The sequence below is a fragment of the Hymenobacter aranciens genome (genome assembly GCF_030580865.1).
Lineage (GTDB): Bacteria > Bacteroidota > Bacteroidia > Cytophagales > Hymenobacteraceae > Hymenobacter > Hymenobacter aranciens.
The window spans coordinates 74,893-97,938 of sequence record NZ_JAUQSY010000015.1 but is presented as its reverse complement, the minus strand read 5'-3'; the positions used below and the strand labels follow the sequence as shown (position 1 = coordinate 97,938).

Here is a 23,046-nt window from a genome sequence, read left to right as displayed (position 1 = left end):
TCGATGAAATCCGCCGCCCGGTCTGGCACGGCGAACCACAAAGTTCGGGCGGCTGTCTTACTCATCCACTCAACCTCGGCCGGGCGGCATACGTTTCCCTGGCGCGGTAATTGGTTTAACCCATTAAAATGCCGCAACTTTGCGGATTCAACGGTATTTTGCTGTTGGTTTTCTACCTCGTTGTTCGGTGCGTCGCGTCTTCTCCATCCTGCTAAAAGTGCTGCTGAGCCTCGTGCTGCTGCTGGTGCTGCTGGTAGTGGGGGCGCTGGTAGCCTTGCGCATACCCAGCGTACAGACGCGCCTGGCCCACGAGGCTACCACCGTGCTCACCCGCAAGCTGGGCCAGCAGGTCACGATTGAGCGGGTCGATGTGCGCCCCTTCTCCCGGGTGCTACTCGACGGTGTGCGGGTACTCGACCGCGCCGGGGGCGAGCTGTTCAGCATCGGGCGGGCCGATGCGGATATTGCGCTTTTCTCGGTTTTCGACCCCAGCCACCTGCACATCGGCAAGCTCACACTGGAAGAGCCCCGCTTCGAGCTAAAAAACCTGGCCGGCCAGCCCGATTCTACTACCCTCGACCAGTTCATTTCATCAGTAAAGCGGCTGATGGGGCCTTCAACAGACACTACTAAGTCGAGCTTCGATTTCAAGATTAAAGACGTGAGTATCCGCAATGGTCACTTCGCCATTGAGGAGGTGGGCGACCCACTGGAGCCCTACTACGGCCGTAGTATCGACTACGACCACCTGGTGGCCGACAGCATCTACGCCGACATCACCAACCTGCACATTGGCGACACCCTGAGCGCCCACCTCGACCACCTGCACGCCGTCGAAACCCCGTCGCAGACGCAGCTACGCGAAATCACGGCCGACATTCAGTACCACGAGCATTTCTGGGAATTCAAGAACCTGAACCTGCGCGTGGGCCGCAGCCAGGTGAAAGACTACGTGCGCTTTGACTACCGTACGTTCAGCAATTTCACCGACTACAATGACTCGATGAAAACCACCGCGCGGCTGCGCGGCTCGCGGGTGTATTCGGACGACATTGCCAAGTTTGCCCCCCAGCTCAAGGACTTGCACGAAACAGTGCTCATCTCCGGCGACGCCGAAGGCTACGTGCGCGATTTCAAGGTCAATAACCTCGACGTGCGCTACGGCACCGGCACGCACATCGTGGCCAAGCATGCCTATGCCGATGGCCTCCCCGACTACCGCAAAACCCTCATCGACTTGCGCTTGCTGCCCTCGGTGGTCGAAACCCGCGACCTGCGCCGCTGGCTGCCCGCCTCGGCCAACGAGGTGGTGAGCAAGCTGGGCCGCGTGAAGCTGCAAGGCCAGGTGATGGGCTTTTATAGCGACTTCGTGGCCAACGCCAGCTTCGAAACCGCCCTCGGCAACGTGACGACGGACGTTAACCTCAAGACCAAAACCGACCTCACCCATGCCGCTTACTCCGGCACGGTACGCAGCAACAACTTTCAGCTGGGCAAATTCTTAGGCGACGAAAGCGTTATCCGCGATGTGACGCTGAACGGCCGCGTGAATGGGGTCGGCTTTCTGCCGCCCGACGCCCGGGGCAACGCCAACGTTACGGCCCAGCGCATCTGGCTCAATGGCTACCGCTACCAAAACGTTAGCTTCAACGGTGCCTTCGCTTACAACGACTTTCGGGGTAAGGTGAGCATCAACGACCCCAACGTCCGGCTGTCGGCCGCTGGGCACGTCAACCTCAGCCGCGCCCACCAAGTGGTGGATTTGCGCGCCACCATCGCCAAAGCCGATTTACGCGCCCTCAAGCTTACAAATCAGAATTTCACCGTAGCCACTACGGCCAATGTGCAGCTAAAAGGCGTGGAGCTCGATTCGCTGACCGGCTATGCCTACCTGCGCAGGTCGCGCTTCACCATGGATGGCCGCGTGCTCACGCTGGACACGCTGGACGTGGTGAGCACCCGCAATCGCCGCAACGAGCGCCGCGTGACCGTGCGCTCCGAAGCCGTGGATGCCAGCGTGAGCGGCATCTTCAACACTTCCGACGTAGTGCGCGATGTACGGACGCTCATCACCGAGTATGAGCTTAACTTTGAGAGTAATGACGTGGCCACGGCCGAGTATTACCGTAAGAAGCTGCAGCGGCCCTTGCCAGTGTACCAAGTCGACTTGCAGCTCAACCTGAAGCGCGCCAACCCGGTGCTGGCCCTATTCGTGCCGGAGTTGCGGATATCGGATAACAGCAAGCTCGACGGCTCGTTCCGCAACGGCGAAACGTCGATTTTTCAGTTTGGCGGCCATCTCGACAGCTTACGCTATGGAAATATCCAAACAGTTGACAACGAAATAGATTTTCTGACTTCCAAGCTGCCTTATCAGCCCGAAATCCTGGCCCAGGCCAGCGTGACCTCGGCGCGGCAGGTGCTGCCTGGGCTGGGGCGCACCGAGAAATTCGTGGTCGAAGGCGTGTGGGACCAGAATCATATCAACTTTTCAACTTCGCTGGCCCAGACCGGCACCACTAACCGGGCTACCATCAACGGGGCGCTGGCCTTTCTACCACGCATGGTAGAAATTGTTTTTCAGCGCTCTACAGTCAATCTACTGGATAAGGAATGGACCATCGCAGCCGATAACTCGGTGCGGATTTCGGACTACGGCCGCGAGTTCGACGTGACCAACCTGACCTTCAGCAACGGCAAGCAGTTTGTAGGTGCTCAGGGATTTATCTCGGGCGATGCTACCAAGCAGCCGCTGGAGCTGACGGTAAAAGACTTCGAGCTGGCCAACATCAACAGCCTGACCGGTCAGCGCCTGAGTGGCCGCGTGAATGCCCATGGCACGGTGGCGGGCGTGTACGGCCCATTGATGATTAACAGCACTTTGAGCGTCGATTCGCTGATTTACGATGGTACGCTCATCGGGCAGGTGGCCGGGCGCGGCGACTGGGACAACCGCGCCGGCAAGCTGCTGCTCAACCTTGATGTGGCCCGCAACGGGCAGTCGGTGCTGACCGTACTCGGCGACCTCGCCCCCAACGACCCCATCAACCAGTTCAACATCACCGGCAAGCTCAACGATGCGCCTATCGTGCTGGCACAGCCCTTTTTAGGCTCGTTGTTCAGCAACCTGGGCGGCACCGGCCGCGGCGAGCTGCGGCTGACGGGCAAGTTTGCCAGCCCCAACCTAGTGGGGGGCATCGATGTGAGCAACGGCCGGCTCACGTTTGATTATCTGAAGACTACCTATACGTTTGCCGACCGCATCAACTTCACGATGACCAGCATCGACTTCCGCAACGTGAAGCTGCGCGATGCGCTGGGCAACACGGGTACTGTGGACGGTGTCGTCCGGCACCGCGGTTTCAACGATATGAGTCTGGAAATTGCGGCTAATTTCCGTAAGCTCCAGGTGCTTAATACTACCCGCCGCGACAACGACATGTATTTCGGTACTGCCTATGCTACTGGTACCGCCCGCATAACCGGCCCTACCAACGACCTCAACGTAGTAGTGCGGGCTAGTAGCGAGGCAGGCACGCGTTTGTCGCTACCCTTCGATAACGCCGCCAAAGCCGAGAAAGCCGGCTACATTAAGTTCGTGAACAATAACACGGCCGATACCGTGGTGCGCAAGAAAGCCATACCACTGGCCGCGCAGGACAAGGTCGATTTGTCCGGCATCCGCCTGGACATGAACCTGACGGTGACGCCGGAAGCTTATCTGGAAATTCTGCTCGACGAAAGCACCGGCGACGTCATTCGCGGCTCGGCCGCCGGCCAACTGCGCATGAGCATCGATACCCGGGGCGAATTTAATATGTATGGGCAGGTGGAAATCGTGCGCGGCGCCTACAATTTCACCTTGCAAGGCCTGGTAAACAAGGAGTTCGTCGTCCGCCCCGGCGGCATCATCACCTGGAATGGCGACCCGCTGGCCGGCGAGATGAACGTGACGGCCACCTACACCCAGCGCACCTCGCTGGCGCCCGTCATCTACGGCGGCACTACTTCTTCGGGCAATGGGGCCGTGGTGCCCGTAACGGCTGTGATGACTCTGTCTGGCCCGCTACTGCTACCCACCATCAAGCTGGGCTTGGAATTCAACGATGCGCCCGGCACCCTACAGGGCGACTTGGCTGCTTTCACCACCGCTATTCGCAACGATGAGCAGGAGCTAAACCGCCAGGTTTTCAGCTTACTGGTATTCAAGCAACTGTCTCCGCTCGGCTCCTTCAACCAAATTTCCATCCGGGGACAGGACAATACCGTGGGTAATAGCCTGGGCCAGATTTTGAGCACGCAGCTGGGGCTGCTGACCTCGCAGATTGACCAGAACCTGGAAATTGACTTCAATATCAACGGTCTGACATCGGAGCAGCTCCAGGCCTTGCAGGTGCGGCTGAGCTACTCTTTTTTGAACGGCCGCCTGCGCGTAACGCGCGAAGGCGGCTTCACCAACAATAACGCACTCAATAACAATACCATTACTCCAGGCACCACGTCTAGCACTACCGGACAGAATGCACTTCTGGGCGACCTCAGCCTGGAGTATTTCCTACGAGCCGACGGTAAGTTCCGCGTCAAGCTCCGCTACGAAACCACGCCCCGCGACCTGCAAACGGTAAACCAGCCCCGTGCTGGCATTTCGCTACTGCATACTGAGCAGTTTAACACCTTTGGCGAGCTGTTTAGCCGTAAAAACCCCAAGCGCCGCGAGCGCAACACCATGAAGGCCCGCGAAAGCGGCAAGGAACGCCTGACGGTGGATGAAGACCCACGCACACCACTGTGATTCAATTAATAATGAGCAATTGGCAATGAGCAATTGACCGGCTTACTAGACGCCTGTTTTTATCGTTTGCGCTAGATTGCCAATTGCTCATTGCCAATTGCTCATTACCAGGAGTACCTTTGCCAAAATATGGCCGCCCCCACTCACCCTTCCACCCGCAAGAAAAAGCTAGGCTCCTACCCTACTTTGCTCGTGGTGTTCAGCATTACGCTGGCGCTGGTAGTTATTGGGCTATTCGGGTTACTGCTGCTACACGCCCACAAGCTCAGCGAGGTAGTACGCGAAAATCTGGAGGTGCAGGTGTACCTCGACCGTGACCTGCCCGAAACCGAGCTGTTGCGCCTGCAGCAGGACCTCGGCCAGCAGCCCTACGTGGCGGAGAAAAACGGCCGCCCGCAAATCCGCTTCGTAAGTAAGGAAGAAGGCGCCCGCCAGTTGCTGCAGAGCACCGGTGAAGATTTTCGCCAATTTCTGAGCGACAATCCATTGCGTGATGCTTACGTTCTAAAAATAAAGCCCGAATACACCGACACCATGCACCTGCACCAGCTCGACCGCTCGCTGGCGACCGAGCGGGGCGTGTTTGAGGTACAGTACCCGCAAAACCTGTTTGCCAGCATCAACGAAAACCTAACGCGGGTGAGTCTGGTGCTGCTGGGCTTTGCGGCGGTGCTCGTGTTTGTGGTAGTGATACTGATTAACAACACTATCAAGCTGGCGCTTTACTCCCAGCGTTTCCTGATTCGCTCCATGCAGCTGGTGGGGGCAACCCGGATGTTCATTCAGGGTCCTTTCCTGCGCCGGGCTACCTGGCAGGGCTTGGCCAGTGGCGTGGTAGCGGCGCTGATACTGGTAGCGCTGTTGCAATACGCCTACCTGGAAGTGAAAGAGTTGGAGCTCCTACGCGACGACCTGCGCATCGGTCTGCTGCTGCTGGCCGTGGTGGGCGTAGGCGTGGGTATTGGCTTCCTCAGCTCGGCCCGTGCCGTAAGTAAGTATTTGAAAATGTCGCTCGACGACCTGTACTAATCAATTAACAATGAATGATTAGCAATGAACAATCAGTAGTCGGCTGTCGACTTACCACTTCCCAAATTGTTCGTTGATACCCATTGCTCATTGTTAATTGCTCATTGTTAATTGTTAAAATGAATCCTACTCCTCCCGCTCCCCGCTTCGCCTTTGGGCCGCGCAACTTTCGCCTGATGTGGATTGGGCTGGCCCTGCTGGCTATTGGCTTCATCACCATGATGTTTGGCGACAAGGAAAACTACGGTGAAGACTTCGTGGGTATCACCCTGGGGCCGCTGCTACTCGTCATTGGTTTCGGTATCGAATTCGCTGCCATCATGGTGCGCGATAAAAACCTGGTCGTAACAGCTCCGATTTCTGCACCGGTTGCTCCGACCAGTGGCATTACGCCGCCGCCAGTGGCTCCGGTAGTAGCGCCTACTCCGGCCCCCGCTCCGACCTACAAGCGCCCGTAAGTACCCGGCATGACGTATTGGCAAGCTTTGCTTCTCGCTATTGTAGAAGGCATTACTGAATTTCTGCCGGTATCCAGCACCGGGCACATGATTATCAGCTCGGCGCTGCTGGGCATTCCGGTTACCACGTTTACCAAACTCTACCTGGTAGTTATTCAGCTGGGAGCCATCCTATCGGTGCTGGTAGTGTACTGGCGTCGCTTTTTCCAAAGTTTTGACTTCTACCTCAAGCTGTTGGTGGCGTTTCTGCCGATTGTAGTAATTGGGTTGCTGCTGAAAAAACACATCGACCAGTTGCTGGAATCAGTGGCTACGGTGGGCGCTATGCTGCTGCTCGGTGGCGTGGTGCTGATATTCATCGACCGCCTGTTTCCGCAGCAAAAGCCGCAGGAAGGCGGACATCCGGTAACCACGCCCAGCTTTCGGGAAGCCCTGATAATCGGGTTGTTTCAGTGCATTGCCATTGTGCCAGGTATTAGTCGCTCGGCCGCTACCATCATTGGCGGCCTCACCCAGAAGCTCACCCGGCAGGCTGCCGCCGAGTTTGCCTTCTTCCTGGCCATGCCCACCATGACGGCGGCGGCGGCCAAGGATTTATACGACTACTACAAGGAAGCGCACGCGAAAGGAATTGAGCTAAGCAACTTATTTTCGGGCCATGAAATAAAGCTACTGCTGCTTGGCAACGTGGTAGCTTTTGTGGTGGCGCTGCTGGCTATCCGGCTGTTTGTGGGCTTCGTGTCGAAGTATGGCTTCCGGGCCTTTGGTATCTACCGCGTCATCGTGGGCGGCCTGCTGCTGCTGATGCTGGGCTTTGGCATTGATTTAAAACTGGTTTAACAAAGAAGCTGTTGGCTAATAGCAGCTAGCTATTAGCGGGGCCAATACCGTATGCAAGAAGCTAACAGCCATCTGCTATCCGCTAAAAACCTGGACGAAGGTGTCGTGCTGCTGCTCGACAAGCCGCTGACCTGGACCTCGTTCGACGTGGTGCGCAAGGTCAAAAACACCTTACGGGTGAAGAAAATCGGCCACGCCGGCACGCTCGACCCGCTGGCGACCGGCCTGCTCATTCTTTGCACGGGCAAGAAAACCAAGGAAATCGACCAGATTCAGGCTCAGGAGAAAGAATACACTGGCACCATCCGGCTGGGCGAAACCACCCCCAGCTTCGACCTCGAAACGGCCGTGGACCAAACCCGTCCTTACAAGCACCTCACCGAGGAGCAGATTCAGGAAGCCACCCTACCGTTTGTGGGCCGTATTGAGCAGACGCCGCCACTGTTTTCGGCCGTTAAAATTGACGGCAAGCGGGCCTACGAGCTGGCGCGCCAGGGTCAGGAAGCTGAAATCAAATCCAAAACTGTCGAAATAAAAGCTTTCGAGCTGACTCGCATCGCCCTGCCAGACATTGACTTCCGCGTGGTGTGCTCCAAAGGCACCTACATCCGCAGCCTAGCCCGCGACCTGGGCGAGGCACTGGGCTGCGGCGGCCATCTCACCAAGCTGGTCCGTACGCGCATTGGCCAATATCAGCTGGCCGACGCCTTCAGCATTGCCGCCATTGAGGCTCTGCGGCCGCCTCGTCCCGAAGGCGCTGGCCCGGCGCGCCCGGAGCGCCGCCCGGAGGCCCGCGCCGGCCTCGACTTTTACGCCGCCAACCACGCCGCGCCAGCCGCTCCGGCGGCCGAAGATACCCCAGCCGACTAACTTGCTGCTTTCGCTTTAGCTGCGCCCTATGCTCGTCATCCGCGACCCCGCTGATTTTCCGCTGCTTCAGAATGCCGTCGTCACCAGCGGTACCTTTGATGGGGTGCACGTGGGGCATCAGCGCATTTTGCAGCGGCTGCACGAGGTGGCGCAGGCCAGCGGCGGGCCGTCGGTGGTGATTACCTACTGGCCGCACCCGCGACTGGTGCTCGGGCCGCCACCCACGCATCCTGAACTGCTGGCCTTGCAACTGCTCAACACGCTGGAGGAGCGCATTGCCAAACTAGCCGAGTTTGGGGTCGACTACCTGCTGATTGTACCCTTCACGAAGGATTTTGCCAGCTGGACTTCGGAGCAATATATTCAGCAGCTGCTGATTGACACTGTAGGGGCCCGGCGCTTGGTCATTGGTTACGACCACCGCTTTGGCAAAAACCGCGAGGGCGGGTTTGACTATCTCAGCCAGCACGCCGAACGCTACGGCTTCACGGTGGAGGAAATTCCCCGCGAAGATGTAGACGCCGTAGGAGTGAGTAGCACCCGCATTCGCCGGGCCCTGCTTGAGGGCGACATCGCTACCGCCAACCGCTACCTCGGCTATCAGTACCCGCTCACCGGGCGGGTGGTACATGGGCAGAAGCTCGGCCGCACCATCGGCTACCCCACTGCCAACCTGGAGATTGACGAGCCGCTGAAACTGGTGCCGGCGCAAGGAATCTACGCAGTGTGGGCCACCACGGCAGCGGGCACGCGCCATCCGGCCATGCTCAGCATTGGTGTGCGGCCAACCATTGGCGACGATTTGGCCCAGACCATCGAAGTCAATCTGCTGGATTTTGAAGGTGACCTGTACGACCAGTCGCTAACGCTGGAGTTTGTAGCCTGGCTGCGGGGCGAGGAAAAATACGACGGTTTGGACGCGTTAACGGCCCAATTGGCGTTAGATGCGCAAGCCACGCGGGCGGCGCTGGCGTAACTTGCACTTTTCTTATTTACTATCCTCCGGCAAATGAAATTATTTCGGCTGTTTCTGGTGATGATTGGCTTGGTAGCTATCAACTACGTAGCCCAGGCCCAGGGTAAAATAACCGGTGTAGCGCTCGATTCGGTGACCCGCGAGCCGCTGGCCTTCGCCAGCGTGTTTCTGGCCAATACCACTCAGGGCGAAACAACTACCGACGTTGGCAAATTTGAGTTCAAGCGCGTGCCACCCGGCACTTACGATTTGGTGGGCTCCTACGTAGGCTACCGCCTGGGCAAACAGAGCGTAACCGTGACGGCGGGCGGCACCCAGCAAGTTACGGTGCTGCTGGCCCCTACCGGCAACCAGCTGGCGGAAGTAGTAGTGCAGCCTGAGCCCAACAAGCCCGAGGAATATCAGGAATTCAGTAAGCTATTCCTGGGCGGCAGCACCTTCTCCGAGCAGTGCCACATCACGAACCCCGACGACGTGCGTGTGCTATATGATGCAGAGGACGATGAACTCTCGGCCCGCGCCAAAAACTACGCCCAGATTGAGAACGACGCCTTGGGTTACCGCCTGAAATACTACGGCTTGGAGTTCAACTACGATAAGGGTAGCCGCTCGGTATCGTACTACGGCCAGCCGGTGTTCGAGGAAATGAAGCCCCGTGATGAGGCTCAGCGCAAGCTTTGGGAAGCCAACCGCCTCATTGCCTACAAAGGCTCGTTTATGCACTTTCTGCGCAGCGTGTACCGCAACCGTCTGCGCACCGAGGGCTTTATGGCTCAGCAGGTCCGCGTTATTATCAACAACCGCTACGGCCAGACCGACAGCCTGCGCCGCATGCTGCTCGAGCGCCACCCTGACGGCAGCAACCTCACCAAAGCCGAAAAGGATTCACTGTCACTGTGGAGTCGTTCGGCCCCCATCTACGCTACGCTCAACCCCGCCGCCCTGCCCATCGACAGTATTCGCCGGGCTTCCGCCGATGGAAAGCGTGTGTATCTGCGTTTTACCGGCGAATTGCAAGTAACTTACTTTGGTGAGGCCCCCGACCCCAAGTACGGCAAACCGATGTCGTCACTCGGCACGCCGCCCAAGGGCACCACGTATCCGGCCAAGCGGCAGGTGTCGCGGCTGCGGCTGCAGGGCAAGCAGGCCGAAATTCAGGCCGACGGCTCGCTGCTCAACCCGCTCGATGTATCGAACGGTGAATATTGGGGTTTTGAGAAAATTGGTGAATTTTTGCCTTTCGATTACACGCCGCCCACCCCGGCCACTGGTGCCTCCTCCTCCCCTCCCACCCGCCCATGATAACCAAAACCGTATCTGACGCCACCGCCGCCCTCGAAGGCATTGCCGATGGCATGACCCTGATGCTCGGGGGCTTCGGCCTCTGCGGCATCCCCGAAAACTCCATCCAGGAGCTGCTACGCCTTGGCGTAAAAAACCTGACCTGCATCAGCAACAACGCCGGCGTCGATGATTTCGGCATTGGCCTGCTGCTGCAAACCAAGCAGGTGAAAAAGATGATTTCCAGCTATGTAGGCGAAAATGCCGAGTTTGAGCGCCAGCTCCTGAACGGCGAGCTGGAAGTAGAATTGATTCCGCAGGGCACACTGGCCGAGCGCTGCCGGGCCGGCGGCGCGGGCATCCCGGCCTTCTACACCCCGGCCGGCTACGGCACCGAAGTGGGCGAGGGCAAGGAAAGCCGCGAATTCAACGGCAAAATGTACCTGCTGGAAACCGCTTTACACGCCGATTTTGCCTTCGTGAAAGCCTGGCGCGGCGATACCGCCGGCAACCTTATCTACAAAGGCACCGCCCGCAATTTTAACCCGATGATGGCTACCGCCGGCAAAATTACGGTGGCCGAAGTGGAAGAGCTGGTGCCTGCCGGCGAGCTGGACCCCAACGAGATACACACGCCGGGCATTTTTGTGCAGCGCATTTTCGAAGGGAAGAATTACGAGAAGCGAATTGAACAACGTACGGTGCGGCAGGGGTAACTAACTGTCATGCTGACGAAGGAAGCATCTTATCACGAGGGCAAAAATTTGCCTCGCGCTTTGCTTCGTCAGAAATAGTATTCACTGCGGCGCTGGCGTGATAAGATGCTTCGCTCCGCTCAGCATGACACACTAATGCTCACCAAAAATCAAATTGCGCAACGCATCGCGCAGGAAGTAAAAGACAACTCCTACGTCAACCTCGGCATCGGCATTCCCACGCTGGTAGCCAACTACATCCCGGCGGGTATCAACGTTGAGTTGCAGTCCGAAAACGGGCTGCTCGGCATGGGCCCCTTCCCCACCGAAGCTGAAGTGGACCCCGACCTCATCAACGCTGGCAAGCAGACCGTGACTACGCTGCCCGGCTCCAGCATCTTCTCCTCGGCCGATTCGTTCGGTATGATTCGCGGCGAGCACGTCGATTTGACTATCCTCGGCGCGATGGAAGTATCGGAGCGCGGCGACATTGCCAACTGGAAGATTCCCGGCAAGATGGTGAAAGGTATGGGCGGTGCAATGGACCTCGTGGCCTCGGCCAAAAACATTATCGTGGCCATGCAGCACGTGGCCAAAGATGGCAGCAGCAAGCTACTGTCCGACTGTACCTTGCCCATCACCGGTCTGCGTTGCGTGAAGAAAATTGTGACTGAGCTGGCCGTGCTCGACGTGACGCCCGACGGCTTCGTATTGCGTGAGCGCGCCCCGGGCGTGACCGTGGAGCAGATTCGGGCGGCCACGGCCGGTAAACTGGTGGTGCCCACCGAGGAAATTCCGGAGATGACCTTCTAGGCGCTTGCCCGGCGTGGTGACGGGTGTATCTTCGGGAAAATTTCTTTTGACCTTATATGCGCCAATACTTTTACTCCTTGTTTGCCACCGCGCTGGGCCTGGCCGCTGTGCCAGCTATAGGGCAGGTGTCGCCCATCATTGACCGCACCGATATGCCGGTGCCCCTCGATACCCTGCGCCTCAGCGTGGCCGGGCCTATCCTGCCTGCAGGTACGCCCCCCCTCACGCAGCGCGGCGCCAACCAAACCTGGAACTACAGCGCTCTGACCGCCAATTCGCAACGCGTGGCGCGGTTTGTGGCGGTCAATACCCTGCCCGCATTCTACCAGCTTTCTTTCGGGGCACTGGGTGGGAGTAATCGCGCCACCGTGGCTTCGCCGCAGGCATTCCCATTGCCTGCCAATGCGCCCGTTGCGCTGCCATTCACCGACCCCTACCAATTCTACAACACCTCGGCGGCAGGGACGGCGAATCAGTCGTTCCGCTCGGTTGGCTTTGGGGCTACGGTAACGGGCGGCTTGCAGGTGCCCGTCACGTATGCCAGCCAGGCGCAACAGGATGTCATTTACCGCCTTCCGCTGAGCTTTGCCAGCGCAGCCGACTCCAGCAACTCCTTTTTCAGCATCAGTGTGCCCGGCACCGGGTACCTTAGCCAGCGGCGCAAGCGCGTGAACCGGCCCGATGCCTGGGGCACGCTCACGACGCCCTTCGGCACTTTCCAGACGGTGCGGGTGGTAACCCGACTGCTCGACCACGACAGCCTGGCCTTCGGCGCTATCCCGGGCACGGCCATCAACCCTCCGCTGACCCGCGAGTATAAGTGGCTGGCCAAAACCCATCATGTGCCGCTGCTCACTATCACTACCCAACAAGTGCTAGGTATTGAAACAATTACCGGCGTTGAGTACCGCGACATTTACCGCCGCATCATCCGCACGGGCACCCGCGACGCGGCTACCGATGCGGTGCTGACGGCCTACCCCAACCCTTCGTCTGTCGGCAATGAGCTCATGCTGACAGTGCCAGCTGGTAGCGGTGAGCTCACCGTGTCGGCTACCGATTTGGCGGGCCGCCGGCTATTCAGCCGCCAGCTAAATGGCAACTCGGGCCTCATCCTGCTGGAACCGAAGCTACTGGGTAATTTCCACGGCATGGCGCTACTGACCGTAACCACGGCCCACGGTACGGCCACGCGGCGCATTGTGCGGCAGTAAAACTCCAGCCGAATAATCTCCGCATTGGTCTGGCAGGTAACTTCTGCGCCCGTTTTGCAGTTTGCAATTGAGTTAGCAAACCCCGCTGGCACTTGTTGGCGGGGTTTTTCATGATAAATACGCTGAATTTCTATGGCTTCTTCTCCCACTCCCGGCGGCTCGCACGCCAAAAAGCAAACCCTCCCCGGTCTGCCCCAGACGGCCGATTTGGTAGCTCCTCCCGTTGAGCCTCTGCACCGTCTGGTACTGCGCACCTTGCGTCGTAACGACTTTAAAGCAGTGAAAGGCATCATGGATAAGGTGTATTCCAACATGGAAGGCTCCTGGTCGCAGGATGAGTACAACAACCTGATTCGCAAGTTTCCCGAAGGTCAGATTGGAATTGAGGACAACGGTCTGCTGGTAGCTGCCGCCTTAGCCATCATTGTGGATTACAGTCGTTTCGGCGACAAACACACGTATACCAAAATCACCGGCAACGGCAAGTTTGACACTCACGATGCGGACGGTGATACGCTGTATGGCGTCGATGTATTCGTTGACCCCGACTACCGCAACCTGCGCTTGGGCCGCCGCCTCTATGATGCTCGTAAGGAGCTGTGCGAGAACCTAAACCTGCGCGCCATGGTAGCTGGCGGGCGTATTCCCGGCTACGCTGCCTACGCCAACGAGCTGACGCCCGCCAAGTACGTGGAAATGGTGCGCAATAAGGAAATCACCGACCCGATTCTGACTTTCCAGCTGTCGAATGACTTCTACGTGCGCAAAATCATCCGCGGCTATCTACCTTACGACTCTGAAAGTAAGGCCTATGCCACCCTTCTGGAGTGGATTAACGTGTATTACGACGAGGAATCCGACAAGCTCATCGGCAACCAGAAGTCCAACGTGCGCATTGGCATTGTACAGTGGCAGATGCGAGCTACCCAAAGCCTGGAAGACTTTTTTCAGCAGATAGAGTTTTTCGTGGATACGGTAAGCGGCTACAAGGCTGACTGCGTACTGTTTCCGGAGTTTTTCAATGCGCCTATGATGGCCCTGACCAATGAGCAGTCGCCCTCGATGGCCATTCGCTCAATGGCAGCTTACACCGAGCCCATCAAAACCAAGATGATGGAACTGGCGGTGAGCTACAACATCAACGTCATTGCCGGCTCGATGCCACTTTATGATGATGGTAAGTTATACAACGTAAGCTATTTGTGCCGACGCGATGGCACGGTAGATGAGCAGTATAAGCTGCACGTGACGCCCGATGAGGCCAGCTATTGGGGCATGCGCGGGGGCGACAAGCTGCGCACATTTGACACGGATTTTGGTAAAATCGGCATCCTCATCTGCTACGATGTGGAATTCCCGGAGCTATCGCGCATGCTGAGTGACGAAGGCATGAAAATCCTATTCGTCCCCTTCTGGACCGATACCAAGAATGCCTACCAACGGGTACGCCTCTGCGCGCAGGCCCGGGCCATTGAAAATGAGTGCTATGTGGCCATCACGGGCTCGGTGGGCAACCTGCCGCGCGTCGAAAACATGGATATTCAGTACTCGCAGTCGGCGGTGTTCAGCCCTTCCGACTTCGCGTTCCCCCACGATGCCATTGTGGCCGAGGCGACGCCGAACACGGAGATGACCCTCATTGCCGACCTCGACCTTGACCTGCTGAAAGACCTGAATACCAGCGGAGCCGTGCGCAACCTACGCGACCGCCGCAAGGACCTGTACTCGGTGAGCTGGGTGAAGAAAACCGAGCGCGACGATGAGCTGCTGGAGCAGGGTACCGAGCGCCAGCCCAAAACCAGCAGCCGCCGCAAGGCCGTGGCAGCGGGATAAAGTGGCATTTTTTGATTTGAGAAGATTTTTCAGGTTAATAAAAAACTCTGGCTGCGCGACTTGCGGCCAGAGTTTTTTCTTTTACCTTAGTTCCGCCAACCTACTCAACTCTGCTATGCATCTTACTTTTACCTGTTGCTTGTTACTTCTGTTGAGCATCATTCGGCCGGCGGCCGCTCAAGTCATGTATGCGTTGCATATGCCGACTGACTATCGAGCTTTTTACGTGTTGTCGTTTGATATCACCACTCCTAATCAAATATATGGCCAGCACCAAGTTACAGGACTAGGACGTTTTGACCTGATTGGGCTGGAGGTGCAGCCTGGTACGGGGCGGCTATATGGCTTTGGCCTGAATGGTCAGGTGCAGCTATTCGAAGTGAATCCAACAACCGGGGCGGCCACTCCTATCGGTACACCCATAAGTTTACCTGGTATTTCCGATTTTAATGGGTTCTGTTTCGACCCTGTCAGCGGTGATATTCGTGTCATTACCACACAGGGCACTAACTACCGCCTCAGTCCCGTCGATGGTACGCTGCTGGGCACCGACGCGCCGGTTCAGTACGCCGCTAATGACCCTAATGCCGGGCAGGTAGTGGGTATTCATTCGCTGGCGTTCGACATTAATCAGGCAGGTGCTTCGACAGTTCGTTTGTTCGGCCTCGATTACTTGAACAGCCGCCTTGTTACGCTCGACAATCCTGCCGATGGCACACTACGTAGCCTTGGCAACTTAGGCGTTGATTTGTCAATGAGCGGGGGGACGCTTTCGGCTCTTGCCATTGGCAATGATGCAAATGGCCAACGCACTTTTTACATGGTCCGGTCTGAGTTGGTCGGCTCGATGAGTGGTTCTTTTGGCATGCCTAGTTTGTACTCCGTGAACGCTACTACCGGACAGGCTGCATTGCTGGGACCAATACTGGGAGGAATGTATGTCTTCGACCTGGCAATTCCCAATACAATCATCAGTGCCAGCCGCGACCGGATTAACCTGGTCCGCGACATTGCCGTGGCGCCCAACCCGGCGCAGGGAAGTACCAGCCTGCAGTTCAATCTATCCCGCCCTAGTCAGACTGAACTGACCGTGTTTGACAATCTGGGCCGCACCGTAGCCACCGTGCAGGCCAGCCTCCCGAGCGGCACTAATTCGCTGCGTTGGGATGCGGGAACGGCCCGGCCGGGTCTGTACCTGTTGCGGCTGGCCGTGAACGGACAGCCAGCGGCCACACGCCGGGTAGTGGTAGAATAACAATTTGATTACCTAAGCTTCTAAACTTGCTACTGCGTGGCCAAGTAGGCGTGGTCGCGCAACACAGTATCCAGAAAAGGTTGGTCGGGCAGGTCGGTCTGAATCCCGGTAAGCGCTTTTACTTTAGCGGATACTTCGTTTATCAGCAGGTAGTTGCCGTTCAAAGTAGCCCGGTGTAGCAGCTGGCGGATGGTGGCTACGTCGTGGTCGGCGAGCAGGGCAGCCTGGGGGAATACTACCTGGTAGCCACTGTTGGCCAGCTGCATACCCAGCGGCACGGCCTGCGGCCTGGGGCGTACGCTCACGACGGTGGTACCGGCGGCCATGTCGCCCAGGCGCTGGCCCTTGCTGCTCACGGCAATGGTGATGATGGCTACCAGACCACTAAACAAGCTTACGTCGATAAGCCGTAATAACCAGCGTAACAGGTAGTCACCCAAGCGCGGGGCAGTACCATCGAGGCGCACCACGCGGATATCGCGCGCTTTTTTACCGAGGCTCTGACCGTTGAAAAAAACCTCACACAGCAGGTCATAAAACACGTAGGGAATACCCGCTATAATGAATACAATGGTGATGGCAACGTTATCATTGATTTTCAGCAGCACCACCAGCAGCGTGCAGGCAGCCACCCAAGCCCCGATAATCAGATAATCGACGAGGGCGGCCACGATGCGCTCGCCGAGGCCAGCGACTTCGTATTCAAGCGTGACGTTTTGGGTAGTGTGAACGCGGATGGTGCTCATGCAGCAGGGCAGGGAGTGAAAAAGAGCCGAAAAATACGGCAGCCACCATGGAACTACCAAGGCCCGATTTGGTTGGACGGGCGGCGCTTGCCTGCCTACCTTTAGGGCTTCAAGTCTTTCCCATGCGAGAAGCCGTTTTTTTGCGTCAGAATGAGGAGCGTTGGCAGCAGTACGAGCGCACGCCGGCCCGCAACCCCGACGAGTTGGCCGCCCGCTTCGTGGCCCTGACCGACGATTTGGCTTATGCCCAGACGTTTTACCCGCAGTCGCCCACCACGGCATACCTTAATACGCTGGCCGGCAAGCTGCATCAGCGCCTCTACGCCAACAAACGCGAGGGCACCCAGCGCTTCGGCCATTTCTGGGTCGTAGAACTGCCGCTGCTGGTGGCCCGGCACCACCGCACGCTGGCGGTAGCAGCAGTTATATTTCTTGTATTCTGCCTGGTAGGCGCTTTGTCGGCGGCCTATGATGACTCCTTTGTGCGGGTGGTGATGGGCGATGGATACGTCGACCGCACCATTGCCAACATCCGCAAAGGCGACCCGATGGCCGTGTACAAAGGCGAGGATGAAACCGTAATGTTCCTGGGTATCACCGCCAACAACGTTAAGGTGGCCTTATTTACGTATGCGCTGGGCAGCACGGCCGGCCTGGGTACCATCTATATGCTGTTTGCCAACGGGGTTATGCTGGGGGCTTTCCAGTATTTTTTCTACCAATACCACGTGCTGCAGGCCTCGGTGCTCACCATCTGGATTCACGGCACGCTGGAAATTTCGGCTATCGTGCTGGCTGGCGGCGCGGGGCTGGTGATGGCGCGGGGCTTGCTGTTTCCGGGCACCTACAGCCGCTCCGAAGCCTTTCGCGCCGCCGCCCGCGACGGCCTGAAGCTGGCCATTGGGTTGGTGCCGGTGTTTGTGGTGGCGGGCTTCCTGGAAGGCTTCGTGACGCGCCACACCGAAATGCCCGTGCTGGCCAGCCTGAGTATCATTGGTCTGTCGGCAGTATTTATCATCTGGTATTTTGTAGTTTACCCAATCCGGTTGACGCGGCGACTACGCGAAAGCAGCCCGGACAATAACGCCCGTCGGGCAGAGCTGGTCGAGTTTGGCAACTCGCCGGCATAAGCCATTCACCAGCAGAATTATTTTCCGTCATTTTGGCCAAGACGCCTGGAACCAGACAAAAAACCTGAACCATACATTCAGCAATGAAACTGACTTTTACCCACGAAAGTGACTTCCGCCGCGAGCGGGACTTCAGCACGAAAATCAACGCCACGTTTGAGTTTATCGGCTCCCAGTTTCGGCCGCTGCTGAAGAGCCTGGCGTATTTTGTGCTGCCGGGGGCTTTGCTCTCGGGCATTGGCATGGGGCTGATGTTTGGCAATATCACGTCGATGGCCCCCAAGGCGGGCAGCAGCGGAGCGCCCGATGTCAACACCAGCACAGTTATCAGCGCGGTATCGGGCACCGGCCTGTTTATTTTGGGCATTACGGTAGCCGTGTTGTTGCTGATTAGCACCGCATACGGCTACGTGCGAGTGCGGCTAGCGACGCCGCCTGACGAGGAAGTGCAGCCAGCGCAGGTGTGGGCAGCCGTGCGTGCGCGGCTGGGCCGCATGCTGCTGAGCTGGCTGGTATTCGCCGGCATCGGCATTCTGATAATGGGTGGTATCGGCGCTGTGTCGTTTGGAATGATTAATGCGGCCGCAAGTGGCAACGACTTTGGCGCGGCGTTTTCTGTGTTCGGCATATTCTTCTTGGTTGTGCTGGTATTCATGTGGATTGGCACCACGCTGTCGCTTTATTTCCCCATCCTTCTGATTGAGGACGTCAGCATCGGCACGGCCCTGCGGCGGAGCTTTTATCTGGTGCAGGGCAAATGGTGGTCGACGTTTGGCTTGTTGATGATTTCCAGCATGATTCAGTCGTTTATTACCTATATTTTCGCCATTCCGATGTACGGTATCATCTTCGCGCAGGCGCTGAAAGTGCCGGGCCTTACCTCGCCCGTTATCAGCATCATCACCACTAGCTTTTACACGATAGGTCTGACATTTACTTACGTCATTCCACTGTTTGCCATTATGTTTCAGTATTTCAACCTGGTAGAGCGCAAAGAAGGTACCGGCCTGCGCCAGCTGGTGGATAGCCTGGGGCAGACCGCCGCCCCCGAGGTGAGCGGCACCTACTACCGCCCCGACGAGGAGGGCGAATACTAAACAATGCGCCCCCGTACTTTCGACAATATGATTCACGGTTGCGGCCAGCGGCATCACCGCCAAAAGCTCCTGCGAGCCAGCCTGCTATGCTGTGCCTTGGGGCTGGCAATGCCACTAGCCCGGGCTGCGCAGACCGACACCTTAGCCGTCAGCACCCTGGCTGAAGACCGGGAGGCCCCCACCCAAACCTTGCCCGTTGACCGTAGCACTACCCTGCCGCCGCGCCGGGCCGATGCCGAACGGCTCCGGGAGCTGGCCGCCCAGCGCGAGTTTCAATACCGCGAGGCGAAGACGGAATTGAGCTTCTGGGAGCGGTTCTGGAACTGGCTGTGGGAGTGGCTAGGCAAAATTTCGTCCACCAAGCAAGGCCGTACCACCTGGAAATATGGTTTTTACGCAGCACTCGCCGGCATTCTGGTATTTGCCGTGCTCAAGCTGCTGCAAGTGGACATCGGGGGCGTTTTTGGCCGCAAGCCGCGCCGCAGCACCTTGCCCTACGATGTGACAGGCGAGAATATTCACGAAGTTGATTTTCCCACCCGCATTGCCGAAGCGGAGGCAGCCGGCGACTTCCGGCTGGCCACGCGCCTGGGCTACCTCGCCATACTGAAAACCCTCACCGACCAGGGCTTAATCAACTGGCAACCCGACAAAACCAACCAGACGTACTTGCACGAGCTTAGCAATGGCGCGTTGCGCAATAGCTTCCGCGAAGCCACCCGGCAATTTGAGTACGTGTGGTATGGCGAGCTGCCGCTCACTGCCGCCCTCTACCAGCAGGTGCGCGCCGACCAGCGTGCCGTAACTGCGCCGCTCAACGGCCGCCGCCCTTCTACTCTCGCCCCCACCGCCTGATGCCCCGGATTTCGACTTTTCGCCTGTATCTGTTGGGGATAGCGCTGCTGTTTGCGGGCTACGTGGTGGTGGAGTACAACCGCCCCAAGCCGGTAGACTGGAAGCCGACGTACATCAACAAGGATAAAATTCCCTACGGCACGTTTGTACTCTTCGACCAACTGCCCCAGCTGCTTGGCACCGACTTGATTGACGTGGTGCGCCAGCCCATCTACAGCCAGCTCACCGGCCGCGGCCTGGAAGAGGCAATGGCCGAAGCCCTGGCCGCCGAGCCCGATTCGGCCGCCGAGGTAGCCGCGGCCGACTCCGCCAACGCCAACCCCGGCGGCGTGGAAGAAGACGCGGACGAGGCCGCCGCCACCATTGCCAGCGTGGAGTTTCCGGTGCGGCCCGAGCATGCCAATTACTTGTTTGTCAACGAGAGCTTCGAAGCCAGCGCTCTCGATGCGCGGGCACTTATGAAATACGTGGCCGTTGGCAACGACGCTTTCATCGCGGCCGAGCATCTGGGCAACTACCGGAGCGTGCTGGCCGACAGCCTCGGCGTACACACCCGCCTGGCGGAACGAGCCGAGTACACCGGCCCCAAAACCTTCGTTCTTCCCGACTCCGTCACGCTGCACTTTACCAACCCGGCCCTGGCCGCCGCCCGCTACCGCCTGCCCGGCACCATCGCCGACCGCCGCTTGCTGATTGACTCAGGCCGCGTGGGCAATACGCTGGCTACGGACGAGCAGGGCCGCGCCGTGTACGTGCGAATCGACCACGGCCTGGGGCATTTTTACATTTGCGCGGTGCCGCGGGCTTTCACCAATTATTACCTGTTGCGGCCCCGCACGCAGAGCTTTGCAGCGGCGGCGCTGGCTTATCTGCCCGCCCGGCAGGCCTGGTGGGATGAGTTTCAGAAGCAGGGTCCCATTGGCGAGCAGTCGCTGCTGCGGGTGCTGCTGGCCCACGATGCCCTACGGGCCGCGTACTACCTCTCGCTGCTGGGCACGCTGCTGTTTGTGGTGGTGTATGCCCGGCGGCGGCAGCGCATCATTCCCACCATCAAGCCTTTGCCTAATACTACGCTGCTTTTTACCCGCACCGTGGCCGGGCTCTACCGCCAGGGCAGCAACCATGCGCTGATTGCGGAGAAAAAAGTCGGCTTATTCCTTGATTTTCTGCGCACCCGCTTCCACGAAGCCAGCCCCGACCTGAGCGACGAGGACTTCCGTGAGCGACTAAGCCAGAAGGCCGGCCTGCCCCGCTCCCGCGTGGATGAGCTGCTGCGGCTGGTCAACTTTGCCCGCACCGCCCCGCAGCTCAACGACCAGCAGCTGCTCCGCCTCAGCCGGGCGCTGAGCGACTTCCGCCGCGAATCGCGCTAACTTTCCGGCTCATGCTCACGCTCCCCCACTTGCAGCTGCTCATCAAGTACCATTGGCGTGCCGAACGGTTTGCCCGCGAGGCCAGTGCCGCAGAAAAAGACCTGATGAATGAACTCGACTGGACACAGTTGGCCGAGCTGCTGACTGACTTGCAACTATATCATCAACAATTACTTTCTAAAGACTACGCCCGTCAAGTGCTCCATCGCCTGCTGGCGACCTGTGCCGACGAGGCCACTGCCCAAACCTTTATCGGCTACGCTGGCACGCTCGTGCCCGGTAACTAATGCCGCCGCCCTTCAATTCTGACATGGAACCCGAAAACACTCTCCCAACCCCGGAAAACCCAGCGCCCGCCGCGCCCGAAACAGCCGAGGTTTCCTTCGCCCCCCGCACCAATTTTGCCCGCCTCACGGCCCGCACCGAGGCCATCCGGCAGGAAATCGGCAAAATTATCGTGGGCCAGCAGGATTTGCTGGAACTGCTGCTCACCGCCCTGCTAGCCGACGGCCACGTGCTGCTGGAAGGCGTGCCCGGCGTAGCCAAAACCCTGATGGCAAAGCTACTGGCTCGCACGCTGGAAGTGCCCTTCAGCCGCATTCAATTCACGCCCGACCTCATGCCGTCGGACGTGCTGGGCACTTCGGTATTCCAGCAGAGCAAGTCTGACTTCGAGTTCCGGCCCGGTCCCATTTTCGCCAGCGTGGTGCTGATTGACGAAATCAACCGCGCCCCGGCAAAAACGCAAGCGGCTCTGTTTGAGGTGATGGAGGAACGCACCGTGACCCAGGACGGCACCACCTACCGCATGACCGAGCCTTTCCTGGTGCTGGCCACCCAAAACCCCGTGGAGCAGGAAGGTACCTACCGCCTGCCCGAGGCCCAGCTCGACCGTTTCCTCTTCAAGCTGCACGTGGGCTACCCGACTACGGCCGAGGAAGTGCAGATTCTGCAGGGCCACCACGTCGGTTTCGGCGGCACCGACCTCAATGTGGTGCAGCCCATTCTCTCGGCGGCCGACCTGCAGGCCCTGCGCCAGCAGGTGCGCGAGCAGCGCGTGGAAGTCAATATCCTGGAATACATCGCCAAAATCGTGGGCCAAACCCGCGCTCACAAGGCCCTGTACCTGGGCGCTTCGCCCCGCGCCTCGCTGGCGTTGCTGAATGGCGCCAAGGCCCTGGCCGCCCTGCGCGGTCGCGACTTCGTGACGCCGGAGGACGTGCAGTTCCTGGCGCCGAGCGTGTTGCGCCACCGCATCATGCTCACGCCGGAGCGCGAGATGGAAGGCGGCACGCCGGATGAGGTGGTGAAGCAGATTATCCAGACTATCGAGGTACCACGGTAGAAAGTTAAAAGTTGAGAGTTAAAAGTTAAAACAGCATGACGGCTGAAAACACAGTTCTTTTTAAGAGCTACGCTTTCGCTCAGCGGATTGTCAAACTGTATAAGCTTTTACTCAAGCAGAAACAGCCACGTGCTTTAGCAGAACAGCTTCTACGTAGCGGTACTTCTATCGGAGCCAATATTGAGGAAGCTACTGGTGGGTTTTCTAGGCGTGATTTTGCCGCCAAGTGTAGCATTGCTTACAAAGAAGCTCGCGAAACACATTATTGGCTGCGACTCTTACGCGACACCGAATGCCTTGATATCCGTTTAGCTGATTCATTGATTGGTAATGCTGAAGAGTTAAAAAGGATGCTGGCTGCCATCATTTTATCTACCCGCAATGAGGATATAAGTCAAGTTAAAGAAAATGAGCCACCCTTTTCAACTTTTAACTGATAACTTT

Annotated in this window: 20 protein-coding genes; 19 read left to right on the top strand and 1 reads right to left on the bottom strand. The window is 58.2% G+C overall.

The window, feature by feature from the left end; translation table 11 throughout:
• The first annotated feature begins 187 nt into the window (after positions 1-187).
• The 12 genes from Q5H93_RS19550 to Q5H93_RS19495 all read left to right on the top strand — a co-directional run bounded on the left by Q5H93_RS19550 (position 188) and on the right by Q5H93_RS19495 (position 16,056).
• Positions 188-4,792 carry a translocation/assembly module TamB domain-containing protein gene (locus Q5H93_RS19550; RefSeq protein WP_305008345.1) on the top strand — a complete coding sequence of 1,535 codons (4,605 nt, stop codon included), beginning with the start codon at positions 188-190 and terminating at the stop codon, positions 4,790-4,792.
• 129 nt (positions 4,793-4,921) lie between these two features.
• Entirely contained in the window at positions 4,922-5,821 is a 900-nt protein-coding gene (locus Q5H93_RS19545; RefSeq protein WP_305008344.1) for a cell division protein FtsX, read from the top strand.
• 119 nt (positions 5,822-5,940) lie between these two features.
• Positions 5,941-6,279: a DUF3098 domain-containing protein gene (locus Q5H93_RS19540; RefSeq protein ID WP_305008343.1), complete on the top strand. Its 339-nt coding sequence runs from the start codon at positions 5,941-5,943 to the stop codon at positions 6,277-6,279.
• Between the two features lie 9 nt (positions 6,280-6,288).
• Entirely contained in the window at positions 6,289-7,119 is an 831-nt protein-coding gene (locus tag Q5H93_RS19535) for an undecaprenyl-diphosphate phosphatase (RefSeq protein ID WP_305008342.1), read from the top strand.
• A gap of 51 nt (positions 7,120-7,170) precedes the next feature.
• Positions 7,171-7,989 carry a tRNA pseudouridine(55) synthase TruB gene (truB, locus tag Q5H93_RS19530; protein WP_305008341.1) on the top strand — a complete coding sequence of 273 codons (819 nt, stop codon included), beginning with the start codon at positions 7,171-7,173 and terminating at the stop codon, positions 7,987-7,989.
• 28 nt (positions 7,990-8,017) lie between these two features.
• Positions 8,018-8,965, top strand: coding sequence for a bifunctional riboflavin kinase/FAD synthetase (locus Q5H93_RS19525; protein WP_305008340.1), 948 nt, complete (start codon positions 8,018-8,020; stop codon positions 8,963-8,965).
• 33 nt (positions 8,966-8,998) lie between these two features.
• Positions 8,999-10,267, top strand: coding sequence for a carboxypeptidase-like regulatory domain-containing protein (locus Q5H93_RS19520; RefSeq protein WP_305008339.1), 1,269 nt, complete (start codon positions 8,999-9,001; stop codon positions 10,265-10,267).
• Positions 10,264-10,962: a CoA transferase subunit A gene (locus tag Q5H93_RS19515; protein WP_305008338.1), complete on the top strand. Its 699-nt coding sequence runs from the start codon at positions 10,264-10,266 to the stop codon at positions 10,960-10,962. Before Q5H93_RS19520 ends, Q5H93_RS19515 begins: the two co-directional genes overlap by 4 nt.
• 135 nt (positions 10,963-11,097) lie before the next feature.
• On the top strand, positions 11,098-11,754 hold the full coding sequence (locus Q5H93_RS19510) for a CoA transferase subunit B (RefSeq protein ID WP_305008337.1): 657 nt from the start codon (positions 11,098-11,100) through the stop codon (positions 11,752-11,754).
• A 56-nt stretch (positions 11,755-11,810) separates the two neighbouring features.
• Positions 11,811-12,968, top strand: coding sequence for a T9SS type A sorting domain-containing protein (locus Q5H93_RS19505; protein WP_305008336.1), 1,158 nt, complete (start codon positions 11,811-11,813; stop codon positions 12,966-12,968).
• A gap of 291 nt (positions 12,969-13,259) precedes the next feature.
• A complete protein-coding gene (locus tag Q5H93_RS19500) occupies positions 13,260-14,801 on the top strand; it encodes a bifunctional GNAT family N-acetyltransferase/carbon-nitrogen hydrolase family protein (RefSeq protein ID WP_305008397.1) in 1,542 nt (513 codons plus the stop codon).
• A 115-nt stretch (positions 14,802-14,916) separates the two neighbouring features.
• Positions 14,917-16,056: a DUF4394 domain-containing protein gene (locus Q5H93_RS19495; protein ID WP_305008335.1), complete on the top strand. Its 1,140-nt coding sequence runs from the start codon at positions 14,917-14,919 to the stop codon at positions 16,054-16,056.
• A gap of 29 nt (positions 16,057-16,085) precedes the next feature.
• On the opposite strand, the gene Q5H93_RS19490 is transcribed toward Q5H93_RS19495, so the two are convergent.
• Positions 16,086-16,802, bottom strand: coding sequence for an RDD family protein (locus Q5H93_RS19490; protein ID WP_305008333.1), 717 nt, complete (start codon positions 16,800-16,802; stop codon positions 16,086-16,088).
• A 122-nt stretch (positions 16,803-16,924) separates the two neighbouring features.
• Here Q5H93_RS19490 and Q5H93_RS19485 point away from each other — a divergent pair, with 122 nt between their 5' ends.
• The 7 genes from Q5H93_RS19485 to Q5H93_RS19455 all read left to right on the top strand — a co-directional run bounded on the left by Q5H93_RS19485 (position 16,925) and on the right by Q5H93_RS19455 (position 23,039).
• Positions 16,925-17,932: a stage II sporulation protein M gene (locus Q5H93_RS19485; RefSeq protein WP_305008332.1), complete on the top strand. Its 1,008-nt coding sequence runs from the start codon at positions 16,925-16,927 to the stop codon at positions 17,930-17,932.
• An 83-nt stretch (positions 17,933-18,015) separates the two neighbouring features.
• Positions 18,016-19,029, top strand: coding sequence for a DUF7847 domain-containing protein (locus Q5H93_RS19480; protein WP_305008331.1), 1,014 nt, complete (start codon positions 18,016-18,018; stop codon positions 19,027-19,029).
• 108 nt (positions 19,030-19,137) lie between these two features.
• The gene (locus Q5H93_RS19475) at positions 19,138-19,884 is read left to right on the top strand and encodes a DUF4129 domain-containing protein (protein WP_305008330.1); all 747 of its coding nucleotides are present in this window, start codon (positions 19,138-19,140) and stop codon (positions 19,882-19,884) included.
• The gene (locus Q5H93_RS19470; protein ID WP_305008329.1) at positions 19,884-21,257 is read left to right on the top strand and encodes a DUF4350 domain-containing protein; all 1,374 of its coding nucleotides are present in this window, start codon (positions 19,884-19,886) and stop codon (positions 21,255-21,257) included. The genes Q5H93_RS19475 and Q5H93_RS19470 overlap by 1 nt, the downstream gene beginning before the upstream one ends.
• Positions 21,258-21,268: 11 nt before the next feature.
• Complete coding sequence (locus tag Q5H93_RS19465) at positions 21,269-21,544, top strand: hypothetical protein (protein ID WP_305008328.1); 276 nt, start codon at positions 21,269-21,271, stop codon at positions 21,542-21,544.
• Positions 21,545-21,567: 23 nt separating this feature from the next.
• A complete protein-coding gene (locus Q5H93_RS19460; protein ID WP_305008327.1) occupies positions 21,568-22,602 on the top strand; it encodes an AAA family ATPase in 1,035 nt (344 codons plus the stop codon).
• Between the two features lie 35 nt (positions 22,603-22,637).
• Entirely contained in the window at positions 22,638-23,039 is a 402-nt protein-coding gene (locus Q5H93_RS19455; RefSeq protein ID WP_305008326.1) for a four helix bundle protein, read from the top strand.
• The last annotated feature ends 7 nt before the right edge of the window (positions 23,040-23,046 follow it).